The 16,362-nt window shown below is 59.8% G+C and carries 15 protein-coding genes; 8 read left to right on the top strand and 7 right to left on the bottom strand.

From position 1 onward, the window contains the following. Positions 1 to 32: 32 nt before the first annotated feature. On the top strand, positions 33 to 1,529 hold the full coding sequence (locus U1A53_RS02715; protein ID WP_322278824.1) for an MFS transporter: 1,497 nt from the start codon (positions 33 to 35) through the stop codon (positions 1,527 to 1,529). A gap of 112 nt (positions 1,530 to 1,641) precedes the next feature. Further along, positions 1,642 to 2,544, top strand: a complete 903-nt coding sequence (locus U1A53_RS02710) for a PIG-L family deacetylase (protein WP_322278823.1) — start codon at positions 1,642 to 1,644, stop codon at positions 2,542 to 2,544. 131 nt (positions 2,545 to 2,675) lie between these two features. Here the strand turns inward: U1A53_RS02710 and U1A53_RS02705 are convergent, their stop codons facing one another. Beyond that, positions 2,676 to 3,521, bottom strand: coding sequence for a hypothetical protein (locus U1A53_RS02705; RefSeq protein WP_322278822.1), 846 nt, complete (start codon positions 3,519 to 3,521; stop codon positions 2,676 to 2,678). A gap of 128 nt (positions 3,522 to 3,649) precedes the next feature. Here U1A53_RS02705 and lysS point away from each other — a divergent pair, with 128 nt between their 5' ends. Further along, complete coding sequence (gene lysS / locus U1A53_RS02700; protein WP_322278821.1) at positions 3,650 to 5,128, top strand: lysine--tRNA ligase; 1,479 nt, start codon at positions 3,650 to 3,652, stop codon at positions 5,126 to 5,128. Positions 5,129 to 5,171: 43 nt separating this feature from the next. Beyond that, the gene (locus U1A53_RS02695; protein ID WP_322278820.1) at positions 5,172 to 6,425 is read left to right on the top strand and encodes a serpin family protein; all 1,254 of its coding nucleotides are present in this window, start codon (positions 5,172 to 5,174) and stop codon (positions 6,423 to 6,425) included. Here U1A53_RS02695 and U1A53_RS02690 read toward each other — a convergent pair whose 3' ends face one another. Then, a complete protein-coding gene (locus U1A53_RS02690) occupies positions 6,426 to 7,235 on the bottom strand; it encodes a hypothetical protein (RefSeq protein WP_322278819.1) in 810 nt (269 codons plus the stop codon). Between the two features lie 81 nt (positions 7,236 to 7,316). On the opposite strand from U1A53_RS02690, the gene U1A53_RS02685 reads away from it, so the two are divergent. Continuing rightward, entirely contained in the window at positions 7,317 to 8,756 is a 1,440-nt protein-coding gene (locus U1A53_RS02685; protein WP_322278818.1) for a sulfatase, read from the top strand. A gap of 7 nt (positions 8,757 to 8,763) precedes the next feature. Here U1A53_RS02685 and U1A53_RS02680 read toward each other — a convergent pair whose 3' ends face one another. After that, positions 8,764 to 9,342, bottom strand: coding sequence for a methyltransferase domain-containing protein (locus U1A53_RS02680; RefSeq protein WP_322278817.1), 579 nt, complete (start codon positions 9,340 to 9,342; stop codon positions 8,764 to 8,766). 205 nt (positions 9,343 to 9,547) lie between these two features. Between U1A53_RS02680 and U1A53_RS02675 the strand changes: the two genes are divergently transcribed. Both U1A53_RS02675 and U1A53_RS02670 read left to right on the top strand, forming a co-directional pair. Beyond that, positions 9,548 to 9,880, top strand: coding sequence for a hypothetical protein (locus U1A53_RS02675; protein ID WP_322278816.1), 333 nt, complete (start codon positions 9,548 to 9,550; stop codon positions 9,878 to 9,880). 56 nt (positions 9,881 to 9,936) lie between these two features. After that, on the top strand, positions 9,937 to 11,532 hold the full coding sequence (locus U1A53_RS02670) for a sodium:solute symporter (RefSeq protein WP_322278815.1): 1,596 nt from the start codon (positions 9,937 to 9,939) through the stop codon (positions 11,530 to 11,532). Between the two features lie 78 nt (positions 11,533 to 11,610). Here U1A53_RS02670 and ilvC read toward each other — a convergent pair whose 3' ends face one another. Continuing rightward, positions 11,611 to 12,639 carry a ketol-acid reductoisomerase gene (ilvC, locus tag U1A53_RS02665; RefSeq protein ID WP_322278814.1) on the bottom strand — a complete coding sequence of 343 codons (1,029 nt, stop codon included), beginning with the start codon at positions 12,637 to 12,639 and terminating at the stop codon, positions 11,611 to 11,613. 126 nt (positions 12,640 to 12,765) lie between these two features. Here ilvC and U1A53_RS02660 point away from each other — a divergent pair, with 126 nt between their 5' ends. Beyond that, positions 12,766 to 13,473, top strand: coding sequence for an FKBP-type peptidyl-prolyl cis-trans isomerase (locus U1A53_RS02660; protein WP_322278813.1), 708 nt, complete (start codon positions 12,766 to 12,768; stop codon positions 13,471 to 13,473). Between the two features lie 72 nt (positions 13,474 to 13,545). Here the strand turns inward: U1A53_RS02660 and U1A53_RS02655 are convergent, their stop codons facing one another. The 3 genes from U1A53_RS02655 to U1A53_RS02645 are packed head-to-tail and all read right to left on the bottom strand — an operon-like array spanning position 13,546 to position 16,361. After that, positions 13,546 to 14,253 carry a hypothetical protein gene (locus U1A53_RS02655; RefSeq protein ID WP_322278812.1) on the bottom strand — a complete coding sequence of 236 codons (708 nt, stop codon included), beginning with the start codon at positions 14,251 to 14,253 and terminating at the stop codon, positions 13,546 to 13,548. Positions 14,254 to 14,264: 11 nt separating this feature from the next. After that, the gene (locus U1A53_RS02650; protein WP_322278811.1) at positions 14,265 to 15,242 is read right to left on the bottom strand and encodes a sialidase family protein; all 978 of its coding nucleotides are present in this window, start codon (positions 15,240 to 15,242) and stop codon (positions 14,265 to 14,267) included. A gap of 9 nt (positions 15,243 to 15,251) precedes the next feature. Continuing rightward, positions 15,252 to 16,361 (bottom strand): sialidase family protein, encoded by a 1,110-nt coding sequence (locus tag U1A53_RS02645; RefSeq protein ID WP_322278810.1) that lies wholly within the window; start codon positions 16,359 to 16,361, stop codon positions 15,252 to 15,254. Between the last annotated feature and the right edge of the window lies 1 nt (position 16,362).

Here is a 16,362-nt window from a genome sequence, read left to right as displayed (position 1 = left end):
GCCTCCGAATTCCTGACAGCATCGCGCCCACCATGTCCTCCCCCGCACCCACGCTCACGACCAAGCACTGGCTCATCATCGTCATCGCCAGCATCGGCTTCCTGTTTGACACCTATGAGTTGCTGATGACGCCGCTGGTAGCAGCGCCGGCCATAGCGGAGCTTTTGAAGCTGCCGCCGAGCAATCCGATTGTCACAAGCTGGGTGGGCAACCTGCTGACCATCGCGGCGGTGTGTGGCGGCGTCTTTGGCCTGCTGGGCGGCTGGCTGATCGACAAGTTCGGTCGGAAGACGATCATGGCGGCGAGCATCTTCCTGTATTCGGCCGCACCCTTTTGCGCGGCGTATTCGACCACGCTCACGACCTTCATCATTTTCCGCAGCGCCACGTTCATCGGCGTGTGCGTGGAGTTCATCGCAGCGGTGACGTGGCTGGCGGAGGTGTTTCAGGACAAGAAACAAAAAGAGAAGTGGCTCGGCATCACACAGGCCTTTGCCTCCGTCGGCGGTGTGGCCGTGACGTTGATGAGCATCTGGATCAATGCGAAGCTCAAGGAGGGAGGCTTGGCTTCTTTCGGTCTGCCTGCCGGACTGGATGGTGCGGTCGGCTCATGGCGCTACTTGCTCATGACGGGCATCTTGCCTGCCATTCCGATCGCGCTGCTGCTGCCGTTTGTGCCGGAAAGCCAGGTGTGGAAGGAGAAAAAAGCCTCTGGAGCACTCAAGCGGCCGAGCTTCAGCGGCCTGTTCTCGCCGGAGCTGCGTAAGGTCACGCTGGTAACGACGATTCTATCCGCGTGCGCCTACGGCATCGCCTTCGGCGCATTGCAGGTGACGGTGGCACGCGTGACACCCGGCCTGCCGGAACTCGCGCCGCAGGCGAAGATCATGGCACCGATGATTGCCGAGGCGAAGGCGCTGAATCTCACGCTGAACGACGCCATCAAAGCTGGCGATCAGGCCAAGCAGGGCGAACTGAGAGGGAAGATCAAGGAGAACGCTATCCAGCAGGCTCCGCACAAGAAAGTGGTCGATGAGATGAGCAGCAAGGTGCAGTTCCGCCAGGAAATGGGCGGACTCACGGGCCGCGTGCTGCTGGCCGTGCTGCTGATCATCGGCATGAGCCGCGTGGCGCTGCTGAAGGTGTTTCAGGTTCCGGCGCTGATCATCCTGCCCGTGACTTACTTCATGCTGTTCGCCGGCGGTGGCGAGGCCTTCCTGTGGGGCTATTTCTTCTGCGGCCTCGTGACTGTGGCGCAGTTCAGCTACTTTGGTGAGTACCTGCCGAAAATCTTCCCGCTCCATCTGCGCGGCACTGGTGGCAGCTTTGCCACGAACGTCGGCGGACGCATGATCGGCACCTGCATGGCCGTCGTGAACACGAGCTGGCTCGCGCCGCTGCTCGCTGGCGGCATCCAGAACGTGCGTCCTTCGCATGTGGCCATGGCCGCAGGCTACATCGCCACGTCGATGGCCGTGATCGCCCTCATCGTCGGTTTCTTCCTGCCGGAACCGAAGGCGGAGGAGTAATTCGCGGCGAGACAGGTTTGTGTACGTTGTTCACGCTTCAGCGTGATGTTGGCCCGTGTTCTCACGCTAAAGCGTGAACAACGTACTGCCCTCGCGGCGTAATCCTGCCGTCATGATCCGCTCCCTTCTCACCCTCGCTGTCTGTCTCGTCAGTCTCACCCTCCACGCCGAAGATAAAGACGATGGCAAACTGCGCATCATCGTTTTCGGTGCGCATCCGGATGATGCGGAGTACAAAACGGCGGGCACGGCGGTGAAGTGGGCGCGGCTGGGGCATCATGTGAAGCTGGTGTCGGTCACGAACGGTGACGTGGGCCACTGGAATGAGGCGGGCGGACCGCTGGCGATGCGTCGCACAGCCGAGGCCGCCGCTTGCGCCAAAAAGCTCGGGGTGACCTCCCAGGTGCTCGATATTCATGATGGCGAGTTGGTGCCGTCGCTGGAGAATCGCAAGCTCATCACCCGCGTGATTCGCGAGTGGAAGGCAGACATCGTCATCACGCATCGGCCATGGGATTATCATCCCGACCATCGTTATGTCGGCGTGCTGCTCCAGGACGCGGCGTTCATGGTCACGGTGCCGTTCATCTGCCCGGATGTGCCGCACTTGACGAAGAATCCGGTGTTCCTGTATTCGAGCGACGGCTTCCAGAAGCCCTATCCCTTCACGCCGGACATCGCCGTGAGCGTGGACGACTCCTTTGAGCAAAAACTCGATGGTATTCACGAACTGACCTCCCAGCACTACGAAGGCGGCGCAAATGGCTCGGAGGAGCACGTGAAGAGCGTGCCACCGGCCAGTGATGAAGTAGGACGCCGCGCATGGCTGAAGCGGCGCTGGGGCGCACGTCAGGGCAGCGAGGCGGAAAAGTATCGTGAACTGCTGATCAAGCTCTATGGCGAGGAAAGAGGCAAGGCGGTGAAATACGCCGAGACCTTCGAGGTCTGCGAGTATGGCCGCCGTCCGAGCGCGGAGGAGATCAAGCAGCTCTTTCCATTTTACGACGCGAAGTGAGCCGGAGCGCGAGTTTTCAACTCGCCTGACTTTCCTGCGGTGTTTTCGACCACGCTGCGGTCATTCGCGCCACCGCCCGCACTCAAGTGTCGAGTAGGCTTCGTCATACTCGCGCTCCAAGGTGAGCCACGTCAGGGCTTCAATGCTTTGAAGCGCTCCTGCAAATGCTGGAGCGCTTCTGGCTTCGTGGCGTTCTTCCGTTCCAGCTCACGCAGCAGGGTGGCCGCGCGTATGCGGTCGCCGGCCTTGAGCAGGTCTTCAGCGTGATTCGCCACATCGTTTTGCGTGGGCGGCAGGCCGGTCGTTTTAACATCCAGCGCGGTCGTGCTAGGATTGGAACGCGCATGGCCACCGAAGACATCCGTGATGTTCAGCCACCAGGCTTCGGTGCCATCGGCGGAAAAGGTGATCCAGATCGGGTCGCCTTCATGCACGAACTCAAACACGCGCCGGTTCGCGATGACTGGCCGCACCTTCTGCACCTCCCAGGTCTTGGTCTTCACCCCGACCTCAAACTCCGCACCGTTCCAGCGCAGTTTGATCGGCGTTTTCTCAGGTCCGCCGACCCAAACGACATTCTGGATGTCTTGCGAGAAATTGGTCACCGGTTTGACCGCCGTGCCGGTCTCCGCCTTGAACTCGATTTCGCCACTCACGTTCACCGGCGTGACGAGCTTGAGATCATCGCTGACAAAATACCACGCGGATCGTGATTCGCTGAAGACGAGCTGGAACACGCCCACATCCACAAAGGCATGCTCCTTGTATTTGCTGCGCGACTGGCCCGCCTGCGTGACGGCGTGGAAGTTTTCGCCATCGAAGCGCAGGTACTTGAGGGAATTCGTGCCCTGGAGATCCCAGATCACGTCCTTGAGGCCGACGGCGAACTTCTGCACCTCGGGCCATTCATTCTGCTGACTGTAAAGGAGTCCGGTAGAAATCCAGGTGGAGAGAGAAAGTATGTGGAGCAGCCGCATGCGGGCCGATACTGGCATCCGTGACCGCGTCTGGCAAATCCCAACACGACGCCGGCCCTCGGGGCAAGGTTTGCGGTGGCAAAGGCTCTGGAAGCGGCTAAAGACACGGCCCACTTATCCGCACAACCATGCAACCGACGCCAGCCACTGCTCCCGAACATTCCGAATCCGAACTCCTGCAAATCCGCCGTGAAAAGCTCGACGCGCAGGTGAAGGCCGGATTGAACCCGTTCGGCAGCCGGTTTGACACGACGCATCAGCCCGGCGCGCTGAAGGCGGACTTCACCGAAGCGCTCGATGTGCGCGTGGCGGGCCGCATTCTTTCCCGTCGTGAGATGGGCAAGGCGACGTTCTTTGATCTCGGCGACATCAGCGGGCGCATGCAGTGCTATTTGAGCAAGGGCGATGTGGGTGACGAGGCCTATGCGCAGTTCATCCAGCTCGTGGACATCGGCGATTTCGTCGGCGTGGAAGGTTTCACCTTCATCACGAAGCGCGGGGAGAAATCCATCCACATCAAGAAGCTGACGCCGCTGTCGAAGGCGCTGCGTCCGCTGCCGGACAAGTGGCACGGCATCGCGGACAAGGAGATCAAATACCGCCAGCGTTACCTGGACCTCATTTCCAATGACCGCAGCCGCGAGATCTTCGTGACGCGCAGCAAGATGGTCGCGGCGATCCGCAACTACATGCAGGAACGCGGTTTCCTCGAAGTCGAAACGCCGATGATGCAGGACGTGCCCGGTGGAGCTGCCGCGAAGCCGTTTGAGACGTTTTTCCACGCGCTGAACCAGCCGATGTTCCTGCGCATCGCGCCGGAGCTGTTCCTGAAGCGGCTGCTGGTGGCCGGGTTCACGCAGATCTTTGAGTTGAACCGCAACTTCCGCAACGAAGGCATGAGCCGTCGTCACAATCCGGAGTTCACCATGCTGGAGGCCTACTGGGCCTACGCGGACTTCGAGAAGATGGCCGATCTGGTCGAAGGCATGATCTGCCACCTCGCGGAAACTTTCTGCGGCGGTTTGAAAATTGAGCACAAGGACGAGGACGGCAATGTGACGCGCACGATCAATCTCGATCGCCCATGGCGGCGTGTGCGCTACACGGATCTGCTGAAGGGCGTTGATCCGAAGTGGTATGAATACACGCCGGAGCAGCGCAAGGCGCGTGCGAAGGAGCTGGGTGTCGAGATCGGGCCGAACTTCGAGGACTACGAGGTCACTCAACATGTATTTGAGCGTCTGGTCGAGGCTCCGCAGTTCGATCCGCTCTATGTCACGCACTGCCCGAAAGAACTCGTGCCGCTGGCGAAGCAAAACGCGGAGGACGATTCCATCGTCGATGTGTATGAACTCATCATCAATGGCCAGGAGATCAGCCCCGGTTACTCCGAGCTGAACGACCCCATCGTCCAGCGCGAGCGCTTGGAGCATCAGGCCGGTGAAGAAACGCAGAAGATCGACGAAGAGTTCATCCTCGCCCTCGAACACGGCATGCCGCCCGCCGGTGGCATCGGCATCGGCATCGACCGCCTGATCATGATGCTCACTGGTGCCGAAGGCATCCGTGATGTGGTGCTCTTCCCGCAGTTGAAGCGGAAAGATTAAAATCATCTGGCTGTTCGATTCGCGAACGGGCAAACTGGCGGCGATGAAAATCATCGCCTTTGTCCTGTCGCTGTCATTGGCCGCCCACGTCGTCGCGGCATCACCAGAAATCGCCGCAACGGCAGTCAATGCGCTCGGGCTCGACCTGCACCGGCAGATGCCGAAGGCGGGGAACGTTTGCCTTTCGCCGTACTCGATCCAGTCAGCGCTGGGGATGACTTATCTCGGGGCGAGCGGCGCGACGCAGGAGGAGATGGCGCGGGTGCTGCATTTTCCAAAGGACAAGGAGGCGCTGGGAGAGTCCTTTGCGGCGCTGAATGAGGCTTTGGAAGAGGCACGGGAGAACTCGGCAAAGGAGGTGGAGCAGATGAAGAAATTTGGCGGTTCCGGCGAGGCGCTGAAGCTGCATGTGGCGAACCGTCTCTTTGGGCAGCAGGGCTATGAATTCCGCGAGACGTTCCTTTCGAGCGTGAAGAGCCATTTTGGAGCACCGATGGAGTTCATGAACTTCCTCAAGGACCACGCCGGAGCCACGCGGGAGATCAATGGCTGGGTGGAAAAGCAGACGCAGAAGCGCATTCGCGACTTGATCCCCGAAAACGGCCTCAGCAAGGAGACAAGGCTCGTTTTGGTGAACGCGCTGTATTTCAAAGCGGCGTGGGCGGACGACTTCAACGTGCAGGCGACAGCTCCGAAGCCATTTCATGTCAACGGAGCCAAAACGACCGCCGAAGTGCCAACAATGAGCAAACAGGAGCACATGCGGTATTTGAACGGAAGCGGCTTTCAGGCGGTGACGCTGCCGTATGCGGGCAATGACCTGCATTTTTTGCTCATCGTGCCAGATGACATCAATGGCGTATCAAACTTGGAGAAGAAGCTGACGCCGGAAACGCTGCTCGCGTGTGCAAAGGCAGATACTCGCGAGGTGATCCTGCATCTGCCAAAATTCAAGATCACACCGCCGACGGTGCCGCTCGGCGAGGTGCTGCAAAAGATGGGCATGACCACGGCCTTCGACAAACCGCAGGGAAGTGCCGACTTCGACGCGATGGCTCCGAAGAAGCCGGATGACTACCTCGCTATCTCCGAGGTCTTCCACAAGACATTCATCGAACTCAATGAAAAGGGCACGGAGGCCGCTGCGGCAACGGTGGTGGTGATGACCGATGCAGGGGCGGCAGCTCCAACCCAAAAACCCATCGAACTCAAAGCGGACCGTCCGTTCCTCTTTGCCATCCAGCATGTGGAGAGCGGCGCGTGCTTGTTTTTTGGGCGGGTGAATGATCCAATGTGATCACTTTTTTCCGTCGAGAAACTCAATCGCCTTCTTGAGCCATTCGCCTTTCGGCGGCTGATGGCCTTGGGCGGGGATGTTCATCAGCTCGACGGACTTGAAGCCTTCTTTTTTGAAGCCGTTCTCAAACACAGCGCTGGTGTTCTTGAGGTTGAAGTCCTTTTCGCCGGTGACGAGGACGTAGCGGCATTCGTTCTTGGCGTGAGCCATGATCTCGTCGTGCGGGATGTAGCGCATCTGGAAGACCTCGGTTTTGTCGAGACTGACGATGTCGGTGTAAAAATTGGTGCCCATGAAGGCGATGGTGCCGGTGAACATGTCGGCATAGGTGACGCCGAGCATGCTGGCGACGCGACCGCCGCCGGAGAAGCCGGAGACATAGACGCGCTGGTCGTCGATGTCATAAAGCTCGCGGAGGTTGTCGTTGGCATCGACGGCCATGCGCATGCGGGCGAAGACCTCGCGGTTGTTGCCGGAATTGTGCGCGCCGACGAAGATGAGCTTCTTGTCGGCCAGCACGGCCTCCCATTCGGGCGAGATGGACGGGGCGTTGCTCGGGCTGATCCAGATGAAGAGGCCGTGGGGATCGCCCTTCTTGTATTTCTTCGGCACGATGATGTCGAATTTCTCCATGCTGACATCGTAGGGCGGCGGCGTCTCAGCGGCGTGCATGCGCATTTTGAGCTGCTCGTTGTCAGAGACCTGAGGCGAAGTTTTGAAAGTGATCGGAGAGCGGACACCCGGCTTGATGGTGTCGGCGGCGGTGGCCAGAGCGGCAAAAAAGCTGAAAAGAAGGAAGAAGCGGGACATGGCGCGATCAAAGCGGGAGGTTTGACCGATGTCGATGCTGAAATGTGTAATCCGACGGCTGCGGGCGGCGTTCACGGGCGCATGAACCGCTGTTCCATCGCTCTCCTCGTCCTGCTTCTCGCGTCCTCCTTCGCCAAGGCTTCGGCGGACAGGCCAAACGTCATCTTCATCCTCGCAGACGACCTCGGTTACACGGATGTGGCCTGCTTTGGCTCGAAATACTACGAGACGCCGAACATCGACAAGCTGGCGTCGCAAGGGATGAAGCTGACGCGACATCACCACTGCCAGAACTGCCAGCCGACACGGGCGGCGTTGATGAGCGGGCAATATGCGCCGCGCACGGGAATCTATACCGTCGGTGGCATTGACCGTTTCGATTGGCAATCGCGTCCATTGCGCCCGGTGGACAACGCGCAGAATCTGCCGCTGGAGAAGATCACCATCGCCCAGACAATAAAGAAAGCGGGTTATGCGACGGGGATGTTTGGCAAATGGCACTTGGGCGAGAGCGGTGACCATCATCCAGGCAAGCGCGGCTTCGACGAGGCTATCTCATCGTCGGGCCAGCACTTCGACTTCAAAACCAATCCCAAGACGGAGTATCCCAAAGGGCAGTATCTGGCGGACTTCCTGACGGACAAGGCGGTGGATTTCATCCAGCGGCATAAGGACGCGCCGTTCTTCCTCTACCTGCCGCACTTCGGCGTGCATTCGCCGTATCAGGCGAAGCCGGAGCTAATCGCGAAGTTCAAGGACAAGGCTCCCGTCGGCGGGCATCACGATCCGACCTATGCGGCGATGATCGCGAGCGTGGATGAAAGCGTCGGCCGTGTGATGGCGACGCTGGATGAACTCAAACTGGCCGATAACACGGTGCTCATTTTCACCAGCGACAACGGCGGCGTGGGCGGTTACACGCGGGAGGGCATCAAAAAAGGCGGTGATACCACGGACAACGCTCCGCTGCGCAGCGGCAAGGGCAGCTTGTATGAAGGGGGGACGCGAGTGCCTCTCATAGTACGCTGGCCGGGCGTAACACAGGCCGGATCGAGCAGCGATGTGCCGACAATCCATGTGGATCTGTTTCCGACGTTTGCGGAACTCGGCAAGGCAGCTGTGCCGGAAGGCCAGCCGCTGGACGGTGAGAGCCTGGTGCCGTTGTTCCGTGATTCAGCGGCCAGTTTGAAGCGGGAGGCGATTTATCAGCATTTCCCCGGTTATCTCGGCGCGGGCGAAAACACCTGGCGCACAACTCCGGTGGGCTTGATCGAAGTCGGCGACTGGAAGCTGATGGAATTCTTCGAAGATGGCAGGCTGGAGCTGTACAACCTCAAGGATGACATCGGCGAGACGAAGAACCTCGCCACCGAGATGCCGGAAAAGGCGAAGGAACTGCATGCGAAGATGATCACATGGCGAGAGGAAATCAAAGCGCCGATGCCGACGAAGAACACGCCACAGACCAGTTCCGAACCCAAAAAGAAGGGCATAGGCAAAAAGAAGAAGCAGGCGGAGTGAGCGCGGCTCAGGCCTTGCGGGCGATGTAAACGAAGGCCGGCGGCAGATTGCGCCAGACGACACGGCTGGTTTCGACACCGTGGGTCATCTCATGCAGCAGGCCGCGAAAGCGCCGGCCACTGGGCAGTTGATGAAAGCCCCAGTAGGCGAAGGTGACGAAACAGCCGCCAGGGGCGAGGTGCGGGAGCACATTGCCAAGGATCGCCTCCTGCAGACCACGCGGGAAGGCCGTCCAAGGCAGGCCGCTGATGACGGTGTCGAACTTTTCGCCTGCGGCGAACACTTGGGTGAAGTCAAAATGCTGAGCGTCCGCGCACTCGAAGCGCAGCTTTTGAAAACGCGGGCGGAGCTGTTGCACGAAGGTGTCATTCAGCTCGATACCGAGGTATTCGGAGCTGTGCGGCATGGCATCGGCGATGGCTGTCGTGAACGCCCCTGTGCCTGGGCCGAGTTCGAGAATGCGCCGCGCCTGCCAGACGCCCGCAGCCTCCATCATGCGCTCCGCCAGCGCCGGGCTGGAAGGCGCCACCGCGCCGATGGTCTTCCAGTTGTGGCGGAGTTCTTTGATGAAGGTGGCGGCGGACATTCGGGGGCGGATGCTAGCGACTGAACGCCAGAGTGCGAGGGCTTTCGTGAACACTGTCAAACCGTGCGGCCAAGCACACGTCTTGCGATATTTTGTAACATTATTGTTAGGTTAGAACACTGATAATGAGATTTTTGAACAGGCCTTGAAGCACATGATCAAACATGGCCTGCCCGCATCATTCGGGCGGTAGATTCAACCAACCATGAAAAACATCCTCGCTGTTCCCTGTCTGGTCCTTGCTTTGTCCGCCACATCCTTGCTGTCCCAGTGTGCCAAACCTCAAACTGTGTACAATAAGCGCGGAGTGCCTGTGGCGACCACGCAGGTCACGCCGCAAGGCTACGTCACCAGCCAGCGCATGGGTGACGCCACCGTGATCACACGCCGTCTGATCAACCGCGCCCTGACCAACGCGGACTGCGGCAAGGTGTATGAAGAGGTGACGCTTGTCTCGCCACGGGGCACCTCGGTGCAGCAGCGGGTCATTGTGCGCGCGCTGCCACGTCTGGAGCTGGAGAACATCACCAAGCGTTAGGTCGTGAGGCTTGACGGGCATGGTGCTTTGCGGCGAGACTTCGCGCCACACACGCCATGCCCTACCTCCTCGACGCGCTCGTCATCCTCGGTTACTTCGCCATCATCCTCGGCATCGGTCTCTCGCAGCGTAGCAAGAGCGGCAGTGTGGAGGGATTTACTCTCGGAGACCGCCAAATCGCCTGGTGGGCGGTGCTGGCATCGATCCTGGCGGCGGAGATCAGCGCGGCAACGTTTCTCGGCGCGCCGGAGTCCGGCTACAGTCGGCAGAACTGGAGCTACGCGCAGTTTGCCATCGGCACCGTGCTGGCGCGCATCATCGTGAGCTTCCTCTTCATTCCGATCTTTTACCGGCACGGCGTCATCTCCCTCTATGAGTTCCTGGAGACGCGTTTCGGACCGGTGACGCGGAAGTTTGCCTCCATCACCTTCATGTTCACCCGTGTGCTGGCGATGGGCACGCGGCTGTATGTCTCAGCCATCATCCTCGTGCTGGCCGTGGCGATGTGGCAGGGCGGCGCGGTGGATGCGAACACAAAATTCTGGCTCTACGCGGGCGCGGTGGTGGTCGTCACGCTGCTGACGGCGCTCTACACTTCGGTGGGCGGGATTCGGGCGGTGATCTGGACGGATTTCATCCAAGTGGGCGTGCTGGTGGCCTCGCTCGGCTTCACGATCCCGTATCTGCTGATGAAAATTCCCGGCGGCTGGGGCGCGGTGGTGGATGTGATCAAGGAACCCGTGTTCTTCGATTTTGCGAAGCCTGCGGAAACAGGCGCGTGGGCCTGGATCAAGAATGTCTTCACCAGCGAGTACACGATCTGGGCCGCCATCATTGGCAGCACCTTCGTGACGATGAGCACGCACGGCATCGACCAGGACACCGTTCAGCGCATGCTCACGGCCAAAAACCGCCGCCAAAGCGCCTTTGCGACGATTCTCTCCGGCATTGTCGATCTGCCGATCGTTTCGGCCTTCATCCTCATCGGCGTGCTGCTGAAGGCCTACTACCTGGCGCATCCGAACGCGGCGCTGCCGGTGGAAAGCCGTGAGGTCTTCCCCTTCTTCATCATGAATGAGATGCCCGCAGGCATGCGCGGCCTCGTCACGGCGGGCATCCTCGCCACGGCGATGGGATCGCTCAGCACGGCGCTCAACGCACTCGCCACCAGCCTGTCGCGCGATTTCATCCTGCCAAGACTGCCTGCGGACGCGCCGGACTCGAAGCGCATCTCGGTTCTGCGCTGGAGCACGGTGTTTTTCGCCTTCCTGATCATCATAGTGGGCATCTGGACGGCCTGGTTCATGGCGCACAATCCGAAGGTTGAAATTCTGCCGCTCGTTCTCGGCATTCTCGGCTTCACCTTCGGTTCGCTCCTCGGTGTGTTCCTGCTCGCCGTGCTCACAAAAACACGCGGCTGCGACACGGGCAACATCATCGCCATGGTCTGCGGCATCGTGGCCGTGCTGTTCCTCAGCAACGTGCTCGGCATTCAGACCAAGCTCGGCATCGATCAGCCCTTCGTGCTGTCCTTCCCCTGGCGCATCACTCTCGGCACGTTCGTGACCATTGGCGTGGCCATCTTGTTCAAGACACCCGACTCACGCCAGGCCTCGGCCCGCGCCATTGACGCAACACACGCCAAGGAATGATGGCACAAAAAAGCGCGGATCGTCTCCGATCCGCGCCTTTCTTGACTCTTTGACGATGCTTGACCGTCTTGACCTCGCTTACGAGTAGCTCGCCTGCTGGCCCTTGATGTCGCGCTTCTTGATCCACGGCATCAGGCCGCGCAGGCGGGCGCCAGTCTTCTCGATCGGGTGCTTCTCGCCTGCCTTGAGCAGCTTGTTGAACTTCTTGTAGCCGGTCTTGGTCTCACGGATCCATTCCTTGGCGAACTTGCCGGACTGGATGTCCTTGAGGGCTTCCTTCATGCGCTTCTTCACCGACTTGTCGATGATCTTCGGGCCGACTTTGACGTCGCCCCACTTGGCAGTTTCGGAGATGGAGAAACGCATGCCCGCGATGCCGGACTCGTTCATCAGATCGACGATGAGTTTCAATTCGTGCAAGCACTCGAAGTAGGCCATCTCAGGAGCGTAACCGGCTTCCACCAGCACCTCAAAGCCAGCCTGCACCAAGGCGCTGGCACCACCGCAAAGCACGGTCTGTTCACCGAAGAGGTCGGTTTCGGTTTCTTCCTTGAAGGTGGTCTCGAGCACACCGCCACGGGTGCCGCCGATGCCGTGCGCCCAGGCGAGAGCGATCTTCTTGGCCTGCTTGTCGGCGTTTTGATGGATGGCGATCAGGGCGGGAACGCCTTTGCCTTCCGTGTACTGACGGCGGACGATGTGGCCGGGGCCTTTCGGGGCCACCATGATGACGTTCACATCCGCAGGAATCTTGATCGTCTTGAAATGCACGGCGAAACCGTGGCTGAACAGCAGGGTCTTGCCCTTCTTCAGGTGCGGCTTGATGTCCGCATCGAAAACGCCGGCAATTTTGGTGTCCGGCACGGCCACGAAGATCACGTCAGCCAGTTTCACGGCCTCGGCGGTGTCATAGACCTTGAGGCCCTTTTCTTCGGCCACAGCGCGGCTCTTGCTGCCGGGATAGAGGCCGATGATGACATTGACGCCGCTCTCTTTGAGGTTCAGGGCGTGGGCGTGGCCTTGGGAGCCGAAGCCGATCACAGCGCAGGTCTTGCCTTTGAGCGGTGCAAGGCTGGCGTCTTTTTCAGTATAGATTTTCGCGGGCATATAGGTTCTGGTTTGAAGGGCGGCGATAGTGCTTCAAGGGGGGGGCGGGGTCAACCGGGTTTTTCCCGTCCGGCGCACGCTTTGATTGACCGCACCGGGGCCATGGGTAGTCTCCGCGCCTCCAATATGAAACCCACCATCGCCCTGCTCTGTGCCGCGCTCGCGGCTGCCACCGCCATTCAAGCCCAGGAGGTCAAGCCCGCACAGCCGGCCGCAGCCCCTGCCACCACCGCCGTTCCCATGGACAAAGTCAGCTACTTCATTGGCCGTAATTTCGGCGAACAGTTCAAAGGTCAGGGCATTGCCATTGATCTCACCGCCCTCACCGACGGCATCAAGTCCGGTCTCGCCGGTGAAAAGCCCAAGTACACCCAGGAAGAACTCATGGCCGCCATGCAGGCTTTTGAAGCCAGCATGCAGGCCAAGGCCGCTTCTCGCGGTCAGGAGTCCAAGGCGATCGGCGACAAATTCCTCGCGGACAACGGCAAGCGCAAAGGCGTGACCACCACCGCCAGCGGCCTGCAATACGAAATCGTCAAAGTCGGCGACGGACCCAAGCCCGCCGCCACCGACAAGGTCAACGTCCATTACCACGGCACCCTCATCGACGGCAAAGTGTTCGACAGCTCTGTCGAGCGCGGCATGCCCATCACTTTCGGCGTGCAGGAAGTCATCAAAGGCTGGACTGAAGCCCTTCAGCTCATGCCGGTCGGCTCCAAATGGAAGATCTTCATCCCGTCCCAGCTCGCTTACGGCGAGCAGGGCGCAGGTGGCGACATCGGCCCGAACGAAGCCCTCGTCTTCGAAGTCGAGCTGCTCGGCATCGTGAAGTAACTCACGTCATCATCATTCACACTGAAGGGCGATCCAAACCGGGTCGCCCTTTTTGTTTCCACATCACGCCGCTTATTTCGGCCCCGCGTGGATGATCATGAGCTTCTGCCAGATCTTACGTGACAAGCCCGTCGTCAGGCCCTCGATCTCATCCACCGTGCTCAACACCACCGCGTCATCCGAACGCTGCAAATACAGCGCCGCCAGCTTGCCCACCAGCGACAGCATCTCGCTGCAATAATCGAGGTAACGGATGAGTTGGTCCGGCGAGAGTTCGCTGCGAGGCGAGGAAGGCGTGGCAATCAGCACCCCTGCGGCACGCTGCGGATCCTTGGTGAGCTGATGCATGTCGATCACATGCGCCAGCGAGCGCAGTTCATGCAGCGCCTTCAGAATGCGCCGCCGCCGCATGCGAGTCTCTAGGCTGGCCAGGAAGAAGATGCCCGCGCCCACGAAGATGATGTCGTTGATCCCGGATTCCAGCACCTGAACAAACTCCAGCCAGGTGACCGAGCCCGGCTTCGGCTGAATCTTGAACGCAACGACGCTCATCGCGATTCCCGCCATGAGCAGCACCAGCAGCAGGCCGATCAAACAGCGAATCCAGAGCGAGCGGCGCCCTGTTTCACTCACCCGGTTCCTGGATTCGGCCGCGATGTCACATAGATGTCGCGAAACCTTGAAAAGCCCCGCCTGTGGGAAACGCTCGCCAACACGTTTGGAAAGCTGCTCCACCGTGGTGACCAGCAGTTCCGGGTTGAGTTGCGAATAGTTCGGCATGCTGGCGACCTCTATCTCACCAACGGCACCACCGCGAGGTAGATGTTGGTAGTGCCTTCGTGGGTCGAATAATAACTCACCAGCATGTTTTCGCCATCCTCCACGGCCTCCAAGTAGGCGCAATCACCACCAGCAGGCAGCTCGCAGTAAAGTGTCAGCTTCCCATCGGCAAAGGTGTAGATCATCGAGCCGAATCCTTCTTTGCCAGGCTTCGTGAAGCGTGAGAGCAGGTAGGTCACGCCCTTGAATACATGCACGCTGTGGCCGCTGAAGTGTGGCACACCCGCCGGGCGCGCCTTCCATTCGGCATAGGGCGGGTCCGACTCCAGCACCTGGGCCTGCGGGCTGCCGTATTTTTGGCGTAGGAAGGCCACCACATGATGATTCGGCTCAAAATACAGCGTCGTCTCACTCTCCCAGTTCCCCGCGCGGATCGTCGAGATCTTCTCCCACTTCACGCCATCGGCCGATTTCACAAAATGCACCTCGCGGCCCTTGCCGCCGCTCGTCTCGTCTTTTTTATGAGCGGTGGAGTAAAAGACACCGTCGTGGATGCACGGCTTCCACAGAATGAACTGCGGCTCGTAGATCTTCACCGCATCGCTCCATTTTTGGCCATCATCGGTGTACATGAGCCATGTCGTCAGCTCTTTGCCGTTCATCGACGGGCAGTACAGAAACAGCCGCTGATCCGTAACGACCATTTGCGGGTCGCGATCATCTTTGGCCACATCAAACTTGAACGTCTGCTGCCACTCCTTGCCATCCTTCGAGCGCAACACCAGCACGTCCGCCGTGGGTGAGTTGTGTCCGTCACCCGCACGAAAGGCGAGAAACAGCTCGCCTTTGAAGCGTCGCATCGCCGTGAAAGCGTTGTGTTTGCCGTTGGCGAAGACTTGGCGGACTTCCAGCGGTTTGACGAGGTCCTCGGCTGCTGCCGATGACAAGGCGCAGCAGGCCGCTGCGAGGATGATGTGTGTTGTTTTCATAAAAAAGGATCATTCAGGTGCCACATGTCTCACACGCAGATGCGCGAGATAAATGTTCGCCGGATTCTTGCCCACGCCGTTTGGTTGCGGGTACTCGTGAGAGGAATAATACGCCAGCAGCACCTCATCACCGCCCACACCATCCGCAAAGCTCTGATACGCACCATCACCACCGCTTGGCATGACCCACGGCTTCTCCACACCTTCCGCCGTCACCGTCCACACCTTGCACACCGATGGGAACCCCGTCGTTTTCTTCTCCGGCAGCGCACGTGCCGCCAGCAGGATGCCACCGCCCTTGGTGCGATGCAGCGCCGGTCCGCCAAAGTTCCACGCATCTGTCGCAAACGCCTTCCACGGTCCCTGCGGTGCTTTGCCAAGCACCACGATGCCTGGATTGCCATTGCGGATCGCGCTGACCAGCGTGCCGTCCGGCGTCCACGCCACATCCGCCTCATGGCCCCAGCCCGTGCCGCCCGCTTGATTCAGCGCGCTCGTCGGCCCCTCGCCATAAGTGTGCATGCCCTTGAACTTCACGCCGTCTTCCGAGCGAAACAAAATCAGCCCGAACGACCCCTTGCTGTCCTTCCCGTGAATGCCGCAGCGCCCCAGGCTGTAAAACGCCCCATCTGGGCCCTGGCGAATGCGAAACAGCCATTTCCGCTGCGAGGTGAATGTCAGGCGGCTGTCCGACCCCGGTTCCACAAACTCCGTCTCCAGCTCCTTCGGCTCGCTCCAGGTCAAACCGTCCGCCGACTGCGAGTAAAAGTCCTCCTTTGAGTGAAACACGAGCTGTACCTTGCCCTTGTTATCAAACACCAGCGGATCACGGCAATCATGATCACGCGTAAACGACGCCACCTTCTCCCACTTCGACAAATCCTTGGCCGCAGCACGAATCACCACGATGTCCGACTTCTCCGAGCCATGTCCTTCCCCGCTGCGGAATGTCACATAATAAAAGTCACCCACGCGTGCAATGCCCGGGAACCCGTTGTGCTTCCCATCCGCCCAGATCGACTGCACCCACACACTCTGCACATGCGCCTTCGGAAACGGGGCGATGTCTTGAGCATGCAACAATGAAACCAATGCCAGCACCGCGAAAATCGTTTTCATG

Source organism: Prosthecobacter sp. (genome assembly GCF_034366625.1).
GTDB lineage: Bacteria > Verrucomicrobiota > Verrucomicrobiia > Verrucomicrobiales > Verrucomicrobiaceae > Prosthecobacter.
The sequence above is the reverse complement of the archived record's forward strand: the minus strand, read 5'-3'. Positions and strand labels throughout refer to the sequence as shown.